The 19618-nt window shown below is 34.1% G+C and carries 14 protein-coding genes, 4 tRNA genes and 1 rRNA gene; 9 read left to right on the top strand and 10 right to left on the bottom strand.

Going from position 1 to position 19618, the window contains the following annotated elements:
* Positions 1 to 145 precede the first annotated feature (145 nt).
* The 5 genes from rrf (at position 146) to M4I44_RS19935 (ending at position 859) form a co-directional block, all read left to right on the top strand.
* Positions 146 to 255 (top strand): 5S ribosomal RNA (rrf, locus tag M4I44_RS19955).
* A gap of 74 nt (positions 256 to 329) precedes the next feature.
* Positions 330 to 402: transfer RNA gene (locus M4I44_RS19950), tRNA-Phe, on the top strand.
* Positions 403 to 408: 6 nt separating this feature from the next.
* Positions 409 to 494: transfer RNA gene (locus M4I44_RS19945), tRNA-Leu, on the top strand.
* A gap of 169 nt (positions 495 to 663) precedes the next feature.
* A tRNA-Arg gene (locus M4I44_RS19940) sits at positions 664 to 737 on the top strand.
* Positions 738 to 786: 49 nt separating this feature from the next.
* Positions 787 to 859 (top strand) — tRNA-Gly (locus M4I44_RS19935).
* Positions 860 to 1310: 451 nt separating this feature from the next.
* On the opposite strand, the gene M4I44_RS19930 is transcribed toward M4I44_RS19935, so the two are convergent.
* Together M4I44_RS19930 and M4I44_RS19925 are read right to left on the bottom strand one after the other, a co-directional pair.
* Entirely contained in the window at positions 1311 to 2690 is a 1380-nt protein-coding gene (locus M4I44_RS19930; protein ID WP_249965863.1) for a hypothetical protein, read from the bottom strand.
* 590 nt (positions 2691 to 3280) lie between these two features.
* Positions 3281 to 4018 carry a hypothetical protein gene (locus M4I44_RS19925; RefSeq protein ID WP_249965862.1) on the bottom strand — a complete coding sequence of 246 codons (738 nt, stop codon included), beginning with the start codon at positions 4016 to 4018 and terminating at the stop codon, positions 3281 to 3283.
* Between the two features lie 432 nt (positions 4019 to 4450).
* Here M4I44_RS19925 and M4I44_RS19920 point away from each other — a divergent pair, with 432 nt between their 5' ends.
* Complete coding sequence (locus M4I44_RS19920) at positions 4451 to 5116, top strand: M15 family metallopeptidase (protein WP_249965861.1); 666 nt, start codon at positions 4451 to 4453, stop codon at positions 5114 to 5116.
* On the opposite strand, the gene M4I44_RS19915 is transcribed toward M4I44_RS19920, so the two are convergent.
* The 8 genes from M4I44_RS19915 to tsaD form a co-directional block, all read right to left on the bottom strand.
* On the bottom strand, positions 5117 to 5683 hold the full coding sequence (locus M4I44_RS19915) for a hypothetical protein (RefSeq protein WP_070908898.1): 567 nt from the start codon (positions 5681 to 5683) through the stop codon (positions 5117 to 5119).
* Positions 5684 to 5685: 2 nt separating this feature from the next.
* Complete coding sequence (locus tag M4I44_RS19910) at positions 5686 to 6867, bottom strand: class I SAM-dependent methyltransferase (RefSeq protein WP_249965860.1); 1182 nt, start codon at positions 6865 to 6867, stop codon at positions 5686 to 5688.
* Between the two features lie 2 nt (positions 6868 to 6869).
* Positions 6870 to 7961, bottom strand: a complete 1092-nt coding sequence (locus M4I44_RS19905; protein WP_017497668.1) for an AI-2E family transporter — start codon at positions 7959 to 7961, stop codon at positions 6870 to 6872.
* Between the two features lie 116 nt (positions 7962 to 8077).
* On the bottom strand, positions 8078 to 9028 hold the full coding sequence (locus M4I44_RS19900; protein WP_017497667.1) for a zinc metalloprotease: 951 nt from the start codon (positions 9026 to 9028) through the stop codon (positions 8078 to 8080).
* 457 nt (positions 9029 to 9485) lie between these two features.
* Positions 9486 to 9983, bottom strand: a complete 498-nt coding sequence (locus M4I44_RS19895; RefSeq protein WP_017497666.1) for a TrmH family RNA methyltransferase — start codon at positions 9981 to 9983, stop codon at positions 9486 to 9488.
* 10 nt (positions 9984 to 9993) lie between these two features.
* Complete coding sequence (locus M4I44_RS19890; protein ID WP_249965859.1) at positions 9994 to 10632, bottom strand: DUF4159 domain-containing protein; 639 nt, start codon at positions 10630 to 10632, stop codon at positions 9994 to 9996.
* Between the two features lie 75 nt (positions 10633 to 10707).
* Complete coding sequence (locus M4I44_RS19885; RefSeq protein ID WP_249965858.1) at positions 10708 to 11415, bottom strand: 16S rRNA (uracil(1498)-N(3))-methyltransferase; 708 nt, start codon at positions 11413 to 11415, stop codon at positions 10708 to 10710.
* Positions 11416 to 11417: 2 nt separating this feature from the next.
* On the bottom strand, positions 11418 to 12440 hold the full coding sequence (gene tsaD, locus M4I44_RS19880) for a tRNA (adenosine(37)-N6)-threonylcarbamoyltransferase complex transferase subunit TsaD (RefSeq protein WP_017497663.1): 1023 nt from the start codon (positions 12438 to 12440) through the stop codon (positions 11418 to 11420).
* A 206-nt stretch (positions 12441 to 12646) separates the two neighbouring features.
* Between tsaD and M4I44_RS19875 the strand changes: the two genes are divergently transcribed.
* From M4I44_RS19875 to gap, 3 genes are all read left to right on the top strand, one after another.
* On the top strand, positions 12647 to 17143 hold the full coding sequence (locus M4I44_RS19875; protein WP_249965857.1) for a translocation/assembly module TamB domain-containing protein: 4497 nt from the start codon (positions 12647 to 12649) through the stop codon (positions 17141 to 17143).
* A 309-nt stretch (positions 17144 to 17452) separates the two neighbouring features.
* Positions 17453 to 18439 carry a 6-phosphofructokinase gene (gene pfkA, locus M4I44_RS19870; RefSeq protein WP_017497661.1) on the top strand — a complete coding sequence of 329 codons (987 nt, stop codon included), beginning with the start codon at positions 17453 to 17455 and terminating at the stop codon, positions 18437 to 18439.
* A gap of 84 nt (positions 18440 to 18523) precedes the next feature.
* A complete protein-coding gene (gap, locus tag M4I44_RS19865; RefSeq protein WP_017497660.1) occupies positions 18524 to 19528 on the top strand; it encodes a type I glyceraldehyde-3-phosphate dehydrogenase in 1005 nt (334 codons plus the stop codon).
* Positions 19529 to 19618: the final 90 nt, after the last annotated feature.

Raw genomic sequence — 19618 nt, 5'->3', positions numbered from 1 at the left:
CCGATAGCGCAAGCTATCGGGAGGAAACTTTCTTAAGTAAAAAACTTATTTGTTTCTTTATCTCAGTATGTTAAAATATTGTTTTAATTATCAATTGTTAATTATCAATTGTCAATTAAAAAGTTGCCCAAGCAACTAACAGCCTTAAGGTGGTTATTGCGGCGGGGCTCACCTCTTCCCATCCCGAACAGAGAAGTTAAGCCCGCCTGCGCAGATGGTACTGCAGTTATGTGGGAGAGTATGTCGTCGCCTTTCTTTGAAAACCCTGTTCGTAATAAAACGGGGTTTTTTATTCTAATTTTGGTTAAATGAAGATTTAAACAAAAAAAGGTACCTTAGCTCAGATGGTAGAGCAATGGACTGAAAATCCATGTGTCCCTGGTTCGATCCCTGGAGGTACCACATAATGCTCGGATGGTGAAATTGGTAGACACGCTGGACTTAAAATCCAGTGAACAGCAATGTTCGTGCGGGTTCAAGTCCCGCTCTGAGTACTAAAAACTTCAACTGGTTTTACTAGTTGAAGTTTTTTTTCGAATAAAAATAAAGAATGCTGGTCATTTGTAATGAACTTTATAATAAGAGCGCATTATTTTAATCGAAAAAAAAGTAAGGATATAATTAATCCAAAGTTGTGAAAGACCTGGATAATTAAAAAATATTGGACGCATAGCTCAGCTGGATAGAGCACCTGCCTTCTAAGCAGGCGGTCGAAGGTTCGAATCCTTCTGCGTTCACAAGAAGCCGCTCTAACCGAGTGGCTTTTTTGTTTTAAGTGGTTTTATTAACGCAGCTCAGCAGGATAGAGCATCCCGATTTCCAATCGGGACGGTCGAAGGTTCGAATCCTTCTGCGTTCACAAGAAGCCACTCTAACCGAGTGGCTTTTTTGTTTTATATCAGTTTCAACTGCATAGTTTAGGATTGATACAAAAAATGGATCAGGTTTAAAAGTTGGTAATTTTGAAAATAAGCTATGTGGAGATAAACATTAGTAATGGTTTTAGCCTTTGTAATAAAGTATATGACTCTTGTAGAGAACGGCAAGAGATCGTGAGAGCACTAATCTGGCAGATTAAGCCACTGGCTAATAATCGAATCGAGAATAGACCAGGAGAAGTAAAAAAAGGTTTAGCTAGGGTGAATGATCTTACTTTGTTTGGAAATAGAAAAGCTAAAGGTTTTAAAGAATATTCTTTTATGAAATCAATAATTGTAGGCTGACATATCGAATCTTGTAGCTAAAAAAAACAAACTTTATACAACTTTAGCTTTTGTATAAAGTTTGATGGTATTTTAAGAATGCTTCTTTTAATTCTCAATAAACACTCCTATTTGTTGTAGATGTTTTTCGGTTTGATATTTATTAAAGTTATTCCATTTTGGAGGTGAACTTGTTTTTTTTCCGTACATAAGATCCAAGCAGACGTTATTGTCTTTGTATTTATCGTGTAAAACGGCCAAAATCTTAAAGAAAAACTGATCCAGTATAACAATGCCTTCAAATTCGGATTTTAGTTCATTATAATTATTATCTGATGGATTTAGTAATTGCAATAAGGTTAGGATTGTGTCCTTTTCAGTCTCATTGATTTCAGTCAGATAGCCAGTTTTTAAGGTTTTGAATACTAAATTGTTCCAAATCTCACTATCGTGTCCCCATTGAACGTCAGGCAGATTTAAGGAATGTTCGCAAATTAGAATAATCGAAAAAAGAACATCATTTAAGTATTCTGCCGGAAATTCATCAAAACTTCTGAATTCAAAACCGCTTTGGTACATTTTCTCCTGATTAAAATCCAGACCCACTTCAGAAAGTAATTCGTACTCCATTTCTGTCTCAATCTGATCGCGCCACCAAATATTATCTTCTTTTTTGAATTTTAGCAATTTTCTAAAGTCATCCACTTTATAGGTTAAAATTTTGCCCTTAGGCATTGCTTTATTAAAAGTTCCTACACCGATGTAGCGTGACATGGCATTTCTCATAGAACCTAGAGTAAATTTCTTGTCCAAACTATAGGTGTTGCTTATCACCCCCATAATATCAGGACTTCCAAGGGTGGCGATAAAAAAAGGCTCGAACCATTGCAATAAATAAATAGCATTGGCATGTGTTTTATTAAAATCACTATAATCGAGAATCCGGCTGTCTTTTGTTAGCGAGGGTAAGGTAATGTGAAAATGATATGTTCCGTTATTAAACAAAACGAGATTTTCCTGGTTGGTCATAAACATGTTAAGGCCATTGTTGTAATCCGGAAAATTTAATTTACCATTAAGTATTGCTGAGTCATTAATTTTATCAAGAAATAACTTTTTGGTTGCCTTTAATTCTTTGCATGAATCAGCTATTGTTCGATTTTCAAAATATTTAGTTACAAATTCTATAGAATCACCATCGAAATGAACAGATCCCATAGTTTTGTTTCTTTGGGTAATCATGCTTTGAATATTGTAAGGTTGATCTTCAAGGAAAAGTTCCATAATAGATTTCCCAAGATATTCAGGATTTTCAAGTGGTTGTGGATTTGCTTCAGTGGATTCGGCAGTAGGAACCAATGATTTTACTGGGGATAATGTTTTATGCTGATAGTTTATATCCAGTTTTTCCAGCGAATGACTGTTCATCATTCTGCTCACTTTATAGTTCTCGTTTGTGTCAAAAGCTTTTTTAAGTACAGGTGCCAAACTTTCTGGTTTGTAGCATTTTCGATAGTCAATGCTGTATTTTTCAAACCCAATTTTTTTTGTATAAATTCACCAGAAACTATTAGGGATTCTTCAAATTGCATGTAGGTTTCGTTTTCTAATCCAATTCCCCAAAAATATTTTTTTGTCTGATTGTCTTTCATTTATACTAATTTTCTTTTTTAAGGTTGTTTTAAAGTGTTTATTTTTATGCTAAAATAAGAAGTTCATCTACTGAAATTCTGAGTCGTAAGATCTTTTAACAGATAAGACCTAAAGGTTTGCATCTCTTAAAAAAGCTTTGTTTTGTTTGTAAAATGGTATGAATTAATAGTAGTCTGGGAAGTTGTACACTTGTATCGATTGAAAAATTGATTAAATAATTTTATAATGAGGGTATAAAATTATTATTCTTGTTAATTGTCTTTTTATCAATGATTTAAGTAAGCGTATAGGCGAATTACAACTCTTGCGATTTCTGTTTTTTTCAGGTTGCGAAAGTAGTTCTTTATTATGTTATTTCCAAATAGTTAAAAGGTTGTAAATCAGTAATGTTTGGTCATTCGGAGAATTGAAGGCATTCTTTTTATTTATTCATGGTAATAAAATACGTAGGAGGAGTATAATTCGTCATTCCACCAGTCTTTTCTAACTTCTGAAAAATAATTATAATTAAGTTTTCCTGCCTGTGATTGCAGGGGATATAGGACTACGCCATTCTCTCGATAGGCCAGATTTAAATTTGTTTCAGGAACAACGGGAACGATATGACCAGATAATCCTTTTTCTCTTCTTTTGGCACAAATTATTCCTATTCCACCATTGGTATTTACTTTGTTTTGAATTTCATCGGGAGTAAACATTCTTTTCCAGCCAAACTGAGGTCCCCATTTTAGAAACCAATCGTGTATGGCACTGGAGTAAATGCGTTCAACAGTTTGCTCAAAAACAGCTTCCACTTCCTTTCCTTGCGCTATTTTTTCAAGTGCTTCTTCAGTCCACCAAACAGTTGGGAGATAAACGCCGCTGAAATAGCAATAATCATAAGAGTAAACATTGCAGTAGGTATCTTCTACTGTCCTTTGATATCTAATATTGGTTTCGACATCTAGTTTATCGATAAGTTGGCAAATGCTTTTTTTCTTACTGGAAATATCTGTTTGATCTCTAAATGGAATGCTGGAATCAGAAAGGGGTCTTTCTTTCATGTAAACAGAATCTAAACGGGATTGGGGATCTGGTAATAAATCGGCTTTTTTTATTTTACTATCCCATGTTAGATGTCCGTCTAGTGTTAAGGGTGTGGTTTCTGCTGTATATTTCTCCATCTTGACTGCTTAATTTTGAACTAGCATAACAGGTGGAATCGATTGTGTTCATAGTGTTATTCGGCTAGGTAAAAAGTAAATATAAGAATTTTAAGCTTTCCAATATGTTTTTTTACTGCCACAAAGGTTAATTGTTGAGTTAATCGAATAAAATAGGATATTGACATTTTTTATTTTGAAGAAAAAAAACATTGTAAATGATTAATTACTAATGTTTTATGGTTTTGTTAAATTTTGTTATTATAATTTCAGGCAATACCTGTTCTGAAAAAATTGCAACACCCGTCTTATCATGCTGTCAGGTTAGTTTTTAGAGTGTTAAAAGGCAAGGGAGCAAAGGAAAATATTATGCAGACAGGTGAGATTTAGAAGTTTGATTGGATTACGTTACGTGGTTTTGTTTATATTTACTTCTTACAATATATATATGTCATGAAATTAAGTTCATCTTCCGCTCATACTTTACTATTTCTGTTTTGTCTTTTCTTTTATGGACTTTCTTCAAATGCTCAAAATGAATCCTATTCATCTGAGGATAATGAAGAAATTGCCGATACGACTTTTGTGAATTTGAAAGATTACAGTAGCGATTTCGTTTATGATATGAAATATGCTACTGAAGATAATTTTTTGAAGGCTAAAGTTTACGATTGTGCCGAATGTTTGTTGCGCTATAAAACGGTAAAAGCTCTGATAGCAGCAAATAATGATTTTATCAAGGATGGTTGTAGAATCAAACTTTTCGACTGTTATAGGCCTCTGTCTATTCAGAAAAAGATGTGGGAGATCGTATCGAATCCGGAGTATGTGGCAGATCCAAAAAAAGGCTCCATCCATAATAAAGGAGGAGCCGTTGATATTACTTTAGTAAATGCTAAGGGAGAGGAGCTGGAGATGGGTACTAATTTTGACTTTTTTGGCATCGAGGCCGGTCATAATTATAAAAAATTTCCAGTGTCAGTCAAAGCAAATCGAAAATATTTAAAAAGAGTGATGATCAAAAACGGATTCAATTCTTTTGATTCGGAGTGGTGGCATTATAATTTAAAGACAGGTTTAAAGGATAAAGTCTCGAACCAAAAGTGGAAATGCGATTAATTATTCAACACATCTTATGTTTTCCATGAAGTAAGTATTCGGATGGTAAACTTTACCGTTGAGTTCAGAGGTTAATTCTCTTTTTACAATGTAATCTTCTATATTGGTCAGATATTTTATACGCATAATTGAAACAGGGGATTTTTTGAGCTCTTCAAAACCTTCTTTCATGAACATAAAAATTCCCGTATTGATGCGATTATCGAACCCTTTTTCGTCATGAATAAGTGTACCACAGCTTTCTTTATCAATATGAATTAATGTTACGATTTTCCCGTTTTCTAATTGTAAAAAAACTTTTGAATTTTTATCAAAGCAATTGGCTTTTATAAAATCTTTACTTTTTTGGATAAGCTGCAAATTTAAGGTCGGCAGACCGTCAGTTTGTGCCAGCGCGAAGAAAACATAATCAAAAGTACCTCCAAAGTATTTTTCGCTGATCATGTAGTCGTTTGTTACTTTATAAGTCCCTAAGGAGTCGGTAACATTCGCACTGTATTCACATGGTTTTTGTGCAAAGGCGGTTAAGGTTAGTAATAAAAAGGTTAGTGTAATTAGTTGTTTCATTTTTAAGTTATTTTTCTGCAAATTAAAACTATTTTGTTATCATTTTTATCAGTTGTAAAAAAACAATACAAATTTCCGCCGTTTTTTATTTTCCATTTTTTTCGAATGTTTTCTACCGTGTCCGGAAAGTTTCGCGTTGTGATATTGGCCTGCTGATTGGCAAGTTCAATTTTCATCTCATTCTTACTGTATGAGATTGTTTTTTCGATTTCAAAACGTCGTCCGGGAAACTCGATTAAAATTTCTGAGGTATAGAGATGAGAATGTTTATGAAGTTTGTTGATCTTAAAAATAGTACTTACTTCATCGAATCCTCCTGATTTCATAATAGCTGAATTGGGCTCGTAAACGTATTTTTGAGGAAGCTCGTAAGAAGGAAAACCAATTTCGTTTCCTAAAATAAAATCAAAAGTCTCGATTTTATCTTTCAGAATATTGGCCGTTTTTATGGTGATTTCGCCAGAATAATTTTTATGAATCTCAAAAAGCAATTCTTTTACTTCGTTTTCAAGAGCAATAATATGGATGTTTTTAACAAATTGAAGTTCTGATAATCCTGCAGAAAGATCTAATAGCGGAGCCGTTTTTATTAAAATGGATTCTGTTTTCTCAAAGTAAAAATTTAGCAAATCAGGAACATTGGGTAAGCAGTCTTTCAGCATAAAAACTTTACCTTTAGCGTCGTTTCTACGGGACGGATCAATATAAATCCAATCCCACTTTTTATGGGATTGATTTAAAACTGAAGTAGAATCATCAGCATAAAAAGTACAGTTTTCGACTTTAAGCTGTTTGAAATTATGTTTTACAATTGCCGATAAATCGTTATTTATTTCGCAATGCGCTATGTTTTTGAATTTTTGAGAGAAATAGTAATCATCCACACCAAAACCTCCTGTAAGATCAATTAAGCTTTCTCCGGAAATTAAAGATGCTTTGTAAGCGGCAGTTCTTTCGGATGAAGTTTGTTCAACCGATATTTTAGAGGGATAAATAATATTTTCGGCAGCAAACCAGGTAGGTAACTTGTCTTTTGCTTTCGATTTTGCTTCAATCTGATTTAAAAGTACAATCCAGTCTATTTCAGGAAATGGATTTTTCTGAAGCGCTAATTTTGTAATTGGGACACCACTATTTTGAGTTATGAATTCCTGAATGTTTGGGTCTAAAATAGCAGTATTCAATGTTATATTCTTTCGGTTAATACAGAGACAATTTTGTTGTCAGGAAAAAATTCTTTTAAAATTACTTTCACCATGGTAAAGGCCGGAATGGCAATAATCATCCCAACAATTCCAAAAGTAATTCCACTGATTAAAGTAATCAGGAATATTTCTAACGGGTGCGAATTTACGCTTTTTGATGAGATTATGGGTTGACTGATGTTGTTATCAATAGCCTGAACCAACAGAAACCCTATAAGTACATAGATTGTTTTAGGAAGTATTTCCGATTGAAAATCACTTCCGATCATACTAATCATTGTTAAAAGTCCCGCGAGTATGGTTCCTATAATTGGTCCTATGTATGGAATAATATTCAAGATGGCACATAAAAAGGCAATAACAAAGGCATTTTTATTTCCAAAAATCATCAAAACAATTAGATACAGGATGAATACAACCGTTAGCTGCAGTAATAGCCCAATAAAATAACGGGTCAGAAAATGGTTTATTTTGGTTATTGAATTTAAGATTTTGTCTTCATTAGTGTCAGGAAGAATTTTTCGGGCACTAACTTTAAAGGCATCCTGATCTTTGATAAAGAAAAAGGTTATAAAAAATACAGATACCAATCCCATTCCCATATTGGCCATGAAGCCGATAATTGAATTCAGGAAACCAGTAAAGTAGCTGAAATCGATTATAGATGTGATTTTGGATTCTTTTAAAACCTTATCAAGATCCAGATGCTGGATATTAAAATAATTTTCAATACTGCGTTCTGTTTCGAGAAATTGCTGTTGCAGATTTTGAGTATCAAGTAAGGATAAATTATTGGCTTGCGAAATGATTAACGGCACAAACAGTAGAATGAAACCAACAATTGCAAGAATGAATAAGATTAGCGCTGTAGTTGCAGCCAGTGAATTACTGAACTTTAATTTATTCTTTAAAAATTGAATTAACGGATTGGCAATTAAACACAATAACAGCGAAATACACAGATAGACAATTACAGTCTGGATTTGGTATAGAAAATATAGGACAGCTGCGACAATCAGGATTGTTGTTAAAGCTCGCAAAATTCCGTTAGATATTGTTTTCGATGTTATCATGATTCGATTTTAGATGATAAATATAGGAAAAAAGCTTTTGAAATTTTTGAAGTAAACAAAAAAAAGCGGGATGTTGCCATCCCGCTTTTCAGTTTGTTTTTTATACTTGTTTGGTATTAGATTCCAAAAGAAGCTCTTGGACCTCCTGTAACAAATATCGCAGCCATTCTGCTTTTTTGTCCTTGAGAGAACATATACATAGCGTTGTCATCAACGTAATCCATATAGTTCATTGTCATTTCAACTGGAGTTCCTGAACAAGTACTATAGTGAGGATAAGCCGGTACACCATAGTTTGCAGTGTTGTGTGTAGGAGTATCTGAAACTAAATCGCTTCCACAAGTAGCATCTCCCCAGATGTGACGTAAGTTCATCCAGTGTCCTACTTCGTGAGTAGCTGTTCTTCCTAAGTTAAACGGTGCATTTGCTGCTCCGGAAAGACCAAAATATTTCGGATCAACAACAACTCCGTCTGTAGCAGCAGCTCCTCCAGGAAATTGTGCATAACCTAAAATACCTCCTCCAATAGTGCAAGACCACATGTTTAGTTTTGTTGTTGGAGAAGTTGGTGCAAGACCACCTTGAGCTGTTTTCTTCATAGCATCGCTTGTTCCCCATGAAGTTTTGGTAGTAGATTTTCTAATTACCTGATCTAAAACGAATGTAATTCCAACATTTGCTTTTACGCCAGAAAAAAGAGCTGGTACACTATTGTAATCTGAATTTAAGGCATTGAAATCTTTATTTAAGACATCAATTTGTGTTTGAATTTGCGCATTAGAAATGTTTTCTGCTGCAGTTCTGTAAAGAACATTAACTACGACCGGAATTTCAATTTTACCATTTACAAGACGTTTGGTAAGGATTGCATTTTCAGTGAAAGCATTGATTTCGTTCATTCTGATTGCTAAAGTTGGATCAGCTTTCAGTTGAGCTTCTAAAACTTCCTGACTTGCGCATCCGCGATGTGCAATAGCTTCAACTTTTGAATCCGCAGATTCTGATTGGTCGTTTTGGCAAGAAAACAGCACTAATGCTGTAAATGCAGTAACAATGATTTTTTTCATAATAACTTGGGTTTTTGTTATAAAAAATTTGTTTTGGTTAATTATAATGCAATTTTATAACAAAAAAATTATTGTAACAAAATATTTACATAATATTATTTGTGAGAATTTTACAAACCCTTGTACAATCTAGTTCTTACAAAAAAATAGCAAAAATAATTAAGAAGTAATTTCGTACAATGCTGTTTTTAAGAATGTTATTGCGTCGATTTTTATCGTTTATAGAAGATTTTTTTGACAAATATTACAGAGTGAAATTTTCGTAAGTATTTATACGTAAGAATAACTGTTAAATTAATGGTAATTTTGAATCAAATTAGCCATGAAATTCTATCCGACTGTCTTACATGTCAAACAATAATTCCTGGTATTCCTTCATTTGGAGTAAATCCGGAAGAAACAACAAAAGGTAGTATCAAAATAAGTTGTATACTTGAGATTTAAAATGTGAAAAAATTTAAAAAGAAGTAATTTCATAAAGGGCAATACTTGCCGCTTGTACAACATTCATACTGCTGTTCTTTCCAAACATATTGATGTGGACAATTTGGTTTGAAATTTTTAAAAGCTCTTCAGAGATTCCGTTAATCTCACTTCCAATTAAAAGTGCAATTTTTTGATTTTCAGGAATTAGAACTTCTCTTAGCGGTTTGCTGTTACTTGCGATCTCTAAAGCAATAATTTCAAAATTATTTTGAAGCAGATAGTCCGCCAGATCGGCTGTTTCTTCAATTATCGTATGGGCAACGTGAAGATGAGTGCTTCGTGAAGTTTTGTTGATTTTTCGGGGAGTTAACGGAATATCTTTCCCTAAAAAAATGATATTCTCTACTCCAAATGCCTCACTGATTCTAAAAAGAGAACCAATATTCTGCTGAAAATAAATGTGATCACAAACCAATGTTATCGGAAATGTTTTTCGTTCAAATTGATTTTCTTCGTGAGTAAGCTGCACCTTCTAAAATTTAATTGGTAAAAATATAATTGATAATGTTGGCTCCCATTTTTAAGGCTTTGTCTCTAACCGGAGCAGGGTCATTGTGTACTTCGGGATCTTCCCAGCCATCTCCTAAGTCACATTCATAAGTATAGAGTAATACCAATTTGTTTTCGACAAAGATACCAAAGGCCTGAGCACGTGTTCCGTCATGTTCGTGGATTTTTGGCAGACCATTTGGAAATGGGAAAGGCTTTTGGAATATGGGATGATTGGCCGGAATTTCGATTAAGTTATTGTTTGGGAATATTTTTTTAATCTCTTTTCGGATGTATTGATCCATTCCGTAATTGTCGTCAATATGGAGAAAACCACCACCATTTAAATAATTTCTAAGATTACTTACATCAGCATCGCTAAAAACAACATTTCCATGTCCCGTCATATGAACAAACGGATAAGAGAGCAGATCCGGATTACTCGGTTCTACTGTTGATGGTTTTGCTTTTATTCTCGTATTGATGTTAGCATTGCAAAACTTAATTAAATTAGGTAATGATGTTGGATTGGCATACCAATCACCGCCACCGCTATATTTTAACAACGCAATCTCCTGTGAAAAGGAAGAAACAGAAACCAATAGTAATAATAGAAATATTTTTTTCATAGGATTGTATTTAGCTAGTCGTTTTACTTTAGTTATTATGGTCTCTCTTGTCATTTTATGACAAAACTCTCATTATTAAACTTCATTAAAAAACACAACACTATGACAAGCTACAATTGCAGCAGTCTCTGTTCGCAATCGGGTATTTCCTAAAGTAACGGGCTGGAATTTGTGTTCTAAAGCCAGTGCAATTTCTTTTTCAGAAAAGTCTCCTTCCGGGCCAATAAGCAGGGTAACACTTTCATTGGGTTTCAAAACCTCCTTTAAAGATTTTTTATCGGTTTCTTCACAATGCGCAATCAATTGCTGGCCATCGTTTTTTTGTTTGATGAATTCTTTAAACGAAATGGCTTCATTTAATTTAGGCAGATAGGTTTCGTTGGATTGTTTCATTGCCGATAAAATAATCTTTTCAAAACGCTCCGGATTAATTACTTTTCTTTCTGAACGATCACAAAAAATAGGGGTGATTTCCTGAATTCCTATTTCTGTAGCTTTTTCCAAAAACCATTCAAAACGATCATTCATTTTGGTTGGTGCAACTGCTAAATGCAGTCTGAATTTTGGAGCAGGTGATTTTTTGATCGAAATGACTTCGACTATACATTTATTGTCTGATGCTAAAGTAATTTGGGTTTCAAACAACAAGCCCGAACCATTGGTTACGTGTAGAATATCGGAATCTTTTTTGCGTAAAACTTTTATAATATGACGGCTTTCTTCTTTGTCAAAAGAAAAGCGTTCTGTAGATTCGTCGATATCAGGATTGTAAAATAATTGCATAATTAAAATTGAATTCGCGCTTTCGAAACTACTGCTGAAGTTTCGAAACGTTTTGATAAATATTTTTGATACCCCACAATTCCTATCATGGCGGCATTGTCGGTAGTATATTCAAATTTTGGTATGAAGGTTTTCCATCCGTATTGGCCTTCGCTTTCTTTCAATCGGGTTCTGATGCCTGAATTAGCCGAAACTCCTCCGCCAATGGCAATTTGTTTGATTCCGGTTTCTTTTACCGCTAATTTCAATTTGTCCATCAAAATTTCGATAATGGTATGTTGAATGGAAGCGCAAATATCATTCAGGTTCTCTTCGATAAAATTAGGATTTTCAAGTTTATTTTTTTGAATAAAATACAAGATGGCCGTTTTTAGTCCGGAGAAACTAAAGTCAAGTCCCGGTACTTTTGGTTTGGTAAAAGTAAAGGCTTTTGGATTTCCTAATTTTGCATATTTGTCGATCAGCGGCCCGCCCGGATAAGGAAGTCCAAGGATTTTGGCACTCTTGTCAAAGGCTTCGCCAACGGCATCATCAGTAGTTTCGCCAATAATTTCCATATCAAAAAAACCGTTTACTTTAACGATTTGAGTATGACCTCCGCTAATGGTGAGCGCCAGGAAAGGAAACTCCGGTTTATCAAACCCTTCTTCATCGATAAAATGTGCTAAAATATGGGCATGCATATGATTTACAGCAATTAGCGGAATTTTGAGCGCTAACGACAATGATTTACTAAAAGAACTGCCTACTAATAAAGATCCCATTAAGCCCGGACCTTGCGTAAAAGCGATAGCAGTTAGTTGATCTTTTTGTACATTTGCCTTACGAAGTGCGGCATCAATTACCGGAACAATATTTTGCTGGTGTGCTCTTGAAGCTAATTCAGGAACAACACCTCCATATTGATTGTGAATTAACTGATTGGCCACAACATTTGAGAGTACTTTGTCGTTATGTAGAACCGCGGCAGCAGTATCATCGCATGAACTTTCGATGGCTAGAATAAAAACCTCTGAATTTTGCATATAAAAGCACGATTTTTGAATTATATTTGACGAATCAAATATTTGATTTTCTTTTATTATAAGGAGAAGCCAAAATTAAAGAATTTTTATCAAAAACAGCCGTTCTTTGTCTGTTCAAAGTAAATTTAAAAGAAAACTAAAATATAGCAGCTATCAGAAAAGTAAAGAAAATAATATCCCGAACCCTAATTGGTTTAATTTTACTTTTGTTAGCACTTGCTATCATCTTGGCTTTGCCTGTGGTTCAGACCAAAATAGCGAGATACGTTACAGAATCTTTAAACACTGATTTTAAGACTGATATTAGTGTTGAAAAAGTTGCCATAAATATTTTTGGAGGTGTAAAACTCAAGAAGGTTCTGATTCGCGACCATCATAAGAAGACTTTAATCTATTCTGATATAATTACCACTGATATTCTTAGTATTAAAAGATTATTAGATGGTGATTTGCTTTTTGGAGATATTCGGCTGACCGGTATGATTTTTAATCTCAAAACGTATAAAAACGAAGACGAGAATAATATCAACAAGTTTATTAAGCTGTTTGAAACAGGAAAAAAAACACCAAAATCCAACAAGCACTTTTTGCTGACAGCCAAGAATGCTTACATATCTCAGGGGGCTTTTTCTGTTGTGGATGAGAATAAAAACACGCCAAGATTTCTTGATTTTAAAAAATTGAATGCGTACATCAGCGAGTTTAAGTTATACGGACCGGATATAAATACAAATATTCACCGATTTTCTTTCTTAGATCACCGAGGATTGTATGTGTCAAACTTTGCTGGGAAGTTCAGTTACACTAAAAAGCAGATCAAGGTTGAAAATCTGGCGATAAAGACTAAAAGATCATCTATTTACGGAAAAGCGATTTTAAACTATAAAATAGAGGATTTTCTACATTTTACCGATAAAGTAAAGTTTGATGTAGCTTTAGATTCTGCTTCCATTGCGTCAAATGATATTCGTTATTTTTATGATGGCTTGGGAAAAAACCAGCATTTTAAAATTAAAACAAAAATAAAAGGAACCTTGAATGATCTTAATTTAAGACGTCTTAGATTGAGTGATACTAATGGTTCAAGAATCTTTGGAACCATTAACTTCAAGAATCTTTTAGGAAGCAAAACACAGAAGTTTTCTATGGATGGGAAGTTCGAAAGACTGGTTTCGAGTTACGATAATCTGGTCGTTTTATTGCCGGGTATTTTGGGTAAAACACTTCCAAAGGAATTACGACGAATTGGTAAATTCAATATCGTTGGAAAAGCAAAAGTTTCGACTACAGCCTTAGAAACCGATTTTAAAATGATTACCGATTTAGGTAACGGTCAGGTCGATTTGCACATGAATAATATTGATTTTATTGACAAAGCCTCGTATTCCGGAAATGTAATCCTGGAGAATTTTAATATTGGTGCGGTACTGAATCGTAAAGATATTGGAAGAACGACTTTGAATGTGGATGTAGACGGAGTAGGGTTTACCGAAAAATACCTCAATACCATTGTTAAAGGAGATATCGCGAAATTAGATTACAATAAATATACCTATAATAATATTGTTGTAAACGGTAATTTTAAATTGCCTTATTATAAAGGACAGGTTTCTATAAATGATCCAAATTTAAGTTTACTGTTTGATGGAATGGTCGATTTAAGTAAGCGTGAAAATCGCTATGACTTTCATATTAACGTAGACAATGCCGATTTGCGTAAACTTAAATTTATAAACGATTCTATTTCACATTTTAGAGGAGATGCCGTTGTAGCAGTGACCGGAAATTCCATAGAGAATTTACAGGGAACGATTTCGATCAAAGAGGCTGTGTATCAAAACCCTCAGGACACCTATGTTTTTGATGATCTTACAATCAACTCACATTTTGATGCCGATAAACTGCGAACAATTACTATTGGTTCTAATGACGTAGTAAAGGGTGAAATAGTAGGTAAGTTTCAATTTGCACAGCTGGACAAGCTGGTCATGAATTCAGTGGGAAGTTTGTATACCAATTATAAGCCTTACAAGCTTAAGAAAGGGCAATTTTTGCGTTTCAACTTTCATGTGTACGATAAGATAGTGGAGATGTTATATCCGGACATCAAAATTGATTCAAGTACCACAGTGAGAGGAAAAATTGATTCGGATCTTCAGGAGTTTAAATTCAAGTTTAATTCCGAAAAAATTGTCGCTGCCAAAAATACCTTTGACAATATTCGAATTACGATCGACAATAAAAATACGCTTTATAATGCTTATGTAGAGCTGGACAGTATTAAAACACCTTATTATAAAGTACGCGATTTTAATTTGATTAACGTTACGGCTAAAGATACTCTGTTTGTACGATCTGAATTTAAAGGAGGGGATAAAGGGGAAGATTATTATAATCTGGATCTCTATCATACTATCGATAAAAATAAAAACAATATCATAGGGATTAAGAAGTCTGAGATGAAATTTAAAGACTATTTATGGTATTTAAATGAAGATGCTGAAAAAGACAATCAGATTGTTTTTGATCAGTACTTTAAAAATTTCACTATTGATAATATTGTATTGTCTCATGAGAATCAGAAAATAGATTTGAATGGTGTCATAAAAGGGAAAGATTATAAAGATTTGGTGTTGAATTTTGAAGATGTGGATATTAATAAAATCACACCTTTTAATTCTAAGTTCGTATTTAATGGTAATTTAAATGGAAATGTAAATTACAAACAGAATAAAGACGTTTATCAGCCCACGGCCTCTATTGTGATTGATCATCTGAATCTGAATAAAACGGATTTAGGTACGCTTAATTTTGATATTGCGGGAGATGAAAGTTTTAAAAAATTCACAATCAATTCTTCTATTCAAAACGGATTTACAGAATCGTTTAAAGCAGAAGGAACTTTTGCGGTTGAAAACAAGGAGACCTTTTTAGATTTGAGTTTGAAACTCGAAGGATTTAATCTGGCGACCTTAGGAACAGTTGGAGGTGATGTGCTTTCTAATGTTAGAGGATCGGTTTCAGGGAATGCCGCCGTGGTGGGGAATCTGAAAAAACCTGAAATTAACGGACGTTTGTATGTGGAGAAAGCCGGGATGACCATTCCATACCTGAATACAGATTACGAATTAAGCGATCGTACCGTGATTGATTTAACAGATGAAAAATTTCTGTTTAGAAACAATCAGCTAACGGATACCAAATACGGAACAAAAGGATTGCTGAACGGTAGTATTGAACACCATAATTTTGGCGACTGGAAGCTGGATTTAAATATTACGTCTAAGCGATTGCTGGCACTCGATACTAAAGACAGTGAAGATGCAGCTTATTTTGGTACGGCATTTATAAATGGTACAGCCAGTATTAAAGGTCCTACAGAAGGATTGTTTATAAAAGTAGAAGCGAAATCAGAAAAAGGAACTCAGGTTAAGATTCCTATAAACAATGCCCAGAGTGTTGGAGAAAGCAACTGGATTCATTTTGTAACACCGCAGGAAAAGTACAATCTGGCAAATGGTATACTTGAAAAGACCAAGAATTACAACGGATTGGAACTGGAGTTTGATTTTGATATTACTCCCGATGCCGAGGTAGAGGTAATTTTAGATCGAAGTTCCGGACATGGTATGAAAGGAAAAGGATACGGATCGTTATTATTTAAAATTAATACACTGGGTAAATTTAATATGTGGGGGGATTTCCAGGCATACGAAGGAACTTATAATTTTAAATACGGTGGTTTAATTGATAAAAAATTCTCCGTTAAAAAAGGAGGATCAATTATTTGGGAAGGAAACCCGATGAAAGCACAATTGAATCTGGAAGCTGTTTATAAAACAACTGCAAATCCGGCAGTACTGTTAGACAATACTTCTTCATTCAATAAAAAAGTACCAGTCGAAGTGGTAATTGGATTACGTGGAGATTTGGCCAGTCCGGAACCTAATTTTGACATACAGTTTCCTTCTGTCAGTACCGTGCTTAAATCAGAGATACAATATAAGTTAGACGATAAAGACATTCGTCAGACTCAGGCCTTATATTTACTGTCAACAGGTTCGTTTATGAGTACAGATGGATTTAGTCAGGGTGATTTTTCAGGAACCTTAACTGAAACCGCTTCCAGTTTGTTAGGAGGTATTATAAAATCAGATAATGATAAGGTCAATATCGATTTGAATTATATCTCAGCTGATAAAAGACTTGGGCAAGAAGCCGATGGACAGTTTGTGGCGAATATATCCGGTCAGATCAATGAAAGAATTACAATCAACGGAAAACTTGGAGTTCCGGTAGGTGGAGTAAATGAATCTGCTATTGTTGGAGATATCGAAATCTTGTACAGAGTTAATGAGGACGGATCAATGAATCTTCGTTTGTTTAATAAAGAAAACGATATCAATTATATAGGACAAGGGATTGGGTATACACAAGGTGTTGGTATTTCGTATGAAGTGGATTTTGATACTTTTAGCGAGCTGGTAAATAAAATTTTCAAAAATCATAAGCTGGAAAGAGCGATCAAAAATTCCACAAACGATTTGCAGGATAACAACCTAAATCCTGATTTTGTTAATTTCTCGAATAAAAAGAACGCAGATAAGAACAAAAAGAAGGAGGAGAAGAAAGAGAAAAAAGAAGAACCAAAAGTTCCTCCACCCATAAATAATGAAGGATTAATTCCTGACAATGACTTTTAGAAGATTTGTTAAAAAGATACAGATAAAAAACCATTCGTTACTGCGAATGGTTTTTTTGTTTTAATTTTAGAGACTTGCTTATTTTTTGCTAGTAAGGATTGCTGTCAAATTTTATAACACTTCAGTAATGTATTGTTAATTTTAAATATTCAATTTAAATAGGGGACATTTATTATGGAGAATGAAATTTTTGCTTTAGAAAAACTTATTAACGAAAACGTTTGAATTTAACATATTTTGCTAATTTATTATAAAGATAACCCGATAAGTGGTGAATGTTTGCTAATTTTACACTTTAATACTTAAATAATGCCAAAAACGATAAAAAAAGTTGGTGTTCTAACATCAGGAGGTGACTCACCAGGAATGAATGCCGCAATACGATCAGTTGTTCGAACATGTGCTTATCATAATATAGAATGCATAGGGATTTATAGGGGATATCAAGGAATGATTGAAGGTGACTTCAAAGAAATGGGGCCCCGTAGCGTAAATAATATTGTGAACAAAGGCGGAACGATTTTGAAATCAGCTCGTTCAGTTGAGTTTAGAAGCCCGGAAGGTAGAAAAAAAGCGCACGAAAATCTTTTAAAAGCCGGAGTAGATGCTTTGGTTGTTATTGGAGGAGACGGAAGTTTTACCGGAGGATTAATTTTTAATTCAGAATACGGTTTTCCGGTAATGGGAATTCCAGGAACAATTGACAATGATATTTTTGGAACCAGCCATACTTTAGGTTATGACACAGCCTTAAATACTGTTGTAGATTGTATCGATAAAATTAGAGATACTGCAAGTTCGCATAACCGTCTGTTTTTTGTAGAGGTAATGGGTAGAGATGCAGGTCATATTGCTCTTAATGCCGGAATTGGAGCCGGTGCAGAAGAAATTCTTATTCCTGAAGAAGATTTAGGTTTAGACCGATTATTAGATTCACTTCAAAAAAGTAAAGCTTCAGGAAAATCATCAAGTATAGTAGTTATTGCCGAAGGAGATAAAATAGGTAAAAATGTTTTCGAATTAAAAGATTATGTTGAAGCCAATCTGCCGGAATACGACGTTAGAGTATCTGTATTAGGACATATGCAGCGTGGTGGTTCTCCATCTTGCTTTGACCGTGTTTTAGCAAGCCGTTTGGGAGTAAAAGCGGTAGAATCTTTAATAGAAGGTAAATCAAATTATATGGTCGGTTTGCAGGCTGATAAAGTTGTTTTGACACCTCTTGAACAAGCAATTAAAGGTAAATCTGAGATTGACAGAGAATTGTTAAGAGTGTCCGATATCATGTCGACATAAAAAAAAGTTTAAAAAAGGAAAGAAGTTTATTGTGAGGAAATTAGACTTTGAATTAGTGTAATAAAAAACAAAAAATTAAGTAAAATGTCAAAAGTAAAATTAGGAATAAACGGATTTGGACGTATCGGAAGAATCGTTTTTAGAGAAACTTTCAATAGAGATAATGTAGAAGTAGTAGCAATCAATGATTTGTTAGATGTAGATCACTTGGCTTACTTATTAAAATATGATTCAGTTCACGGACGTTTCAACGGAACTGTAGAAGTAATAGACGGAAAACTTTTTGTAAACGGAAGAAACATCCGTATCACTGCTGAAAGAAATCCTGCTGATTTAAAATGGAACGAAGTAGATGTAGATGTAGTTGCTGAATGTACTGGTATTTTCACAACAATCGAAACTGCAAACGAGCACATCAAAGGTGGTGCTAAAAAAGTAATTATCTCTGCTCCGTCTGCTGATGCACCAATGTTTGTAATGGGAGTGAACCATGAAACAGCAAAAGCTACAGATTTAGTGGTTTCTAACGCTTCTTGTACAACAAACTGTTTAGCCCCTTTAGCTAAAGTAATTCACGATAATTTCGAAATTGTTGAAGGTTTAATGACAACAGTTCACGCAACAACTTCAACTCAAATGACAGCTGATGGTCCTTCAAGAAAAGACTGGAGAGGCGGACGTGCTGCAAGCATTAACATCATTCCTTCTTCAACCGGAGCTGCAAAAGCAGTTGGAAAAGTAATTCCTGCTTTGAATGGAAAATTAACAGGAATGTCTTTCCGTGTTCCTACTGCTGACGTTTCTGTAGTAGATTTAACCGTAAAAGTAGCTAAAGAAACTTCTTATGAAGAAATTATGGCTGTTTTGAAAAACGCTTCCGAAACTACAATGAAAGGTATCTTAGGATATACAGAAGATGCAGTTGTTTCTCAGGATTTTATTTCTGATAAAAGAACTTCAGTAGTGGATGCAGGAGCTGGAATCGGTTTAAATTCAACTTTCTTTAAATTAGTATCCTGGTACGATAATGAGTACGGATATTCAAGTAAATTGATTGATTTGTCTGTGCATATCGCAGGTTTAAAATAATAATATATATTTTTGCAAAATCCCGTTATTGAATAGTAATGGGATTTTCTTATTTTGTTGCTTCTTTAATTAAGGTAAAAACACATTTTT

The sequence above is a fragment of the Flavobacterium sp. B183 genome (assembly GCF_023539155.1).
Taxonomy (GTDB): domain Bacteria; phylum Bacteroidota; class Bacteroidia; order Flavobacteriales; family Flavobacteriaceae; genus Flavobacterium; species Flavobacterium tructae.
The sequence above is the reverse complement of the archived record's forward strand: the minus strand, read 5'-3'. Positions and strand labels throughout refer to the sequence as shown.

Bases quoted from the DNA above. Each gene is read 5' to 3' on its own strand.
- M4I44_RS19925 (WP_249965862.1), bottom strand. From the start codon at position 4,018: ATGGAGAAATATACAGCAGAAACCACACCCTTAACACTAGACGGACAT.
- M4I44_RS19920 (WP_249965861.1), top strand. From the start codon at position 4,451: ATGAAATTAAGTTCATCTTCCGCTCATACTTTACTATTTCTGTTTTGT.
- M4I44_RS19915 (WP_070908898.1), bottom strand. From the start codon at position 5,683: ATGAAACAACTAATTACACTAACCTTTTTATTACTAACCTTAACCGCC.
- M4I44_RS19905 (WP_017497668.1), bottom strand. From the start codon at position 7,961: ATGATAACATCGAAAACAATATCTAACGGAATTTTGCGAGCTTTAACA.
- M4I44_RS19900 (WP_017497667.1), bottom strand. From the start codon at position 9,028: ATGAAAAAAATCATTGTTACTGCATTTACAGCATTAGTGCTGTTTTCT.
- M4I44_RS19890 (WP_249965859.1), bottom strand. From the start codon at position 10,632: ATGAAAAAAATATTTCTATTATTACTATTGGTTTCTGTTTCTTCCTTT.
- M4I44_RS19885 (WP_249965858.1), bottom strand. From the start codon at position 11,415: ATGCAATTATTTTACAATCCTGATATCGACGAATCTACAGAACGCTTT.
- tsaD (WP_017497663.1), bottom strand. From the start codon at position 12,440: ATGCAAAATTCAGAGGTTTTTATTCTAGCCATCGAAAGTTCATGCGAT.
- pfkA (WP_017497661.1), top strand. From the start codon at position 17,453: ATGCCAAAAACGATAAAAAAAGTTGGTGTTCTAACATCAGGAGGTGAC.
- gap (WP_017497660.1), top strand. From the start codon at position 18,524: ATGTCAAAAGTAAAATTAGGAATAAACGGATTTGGACGTATCGGAAGA.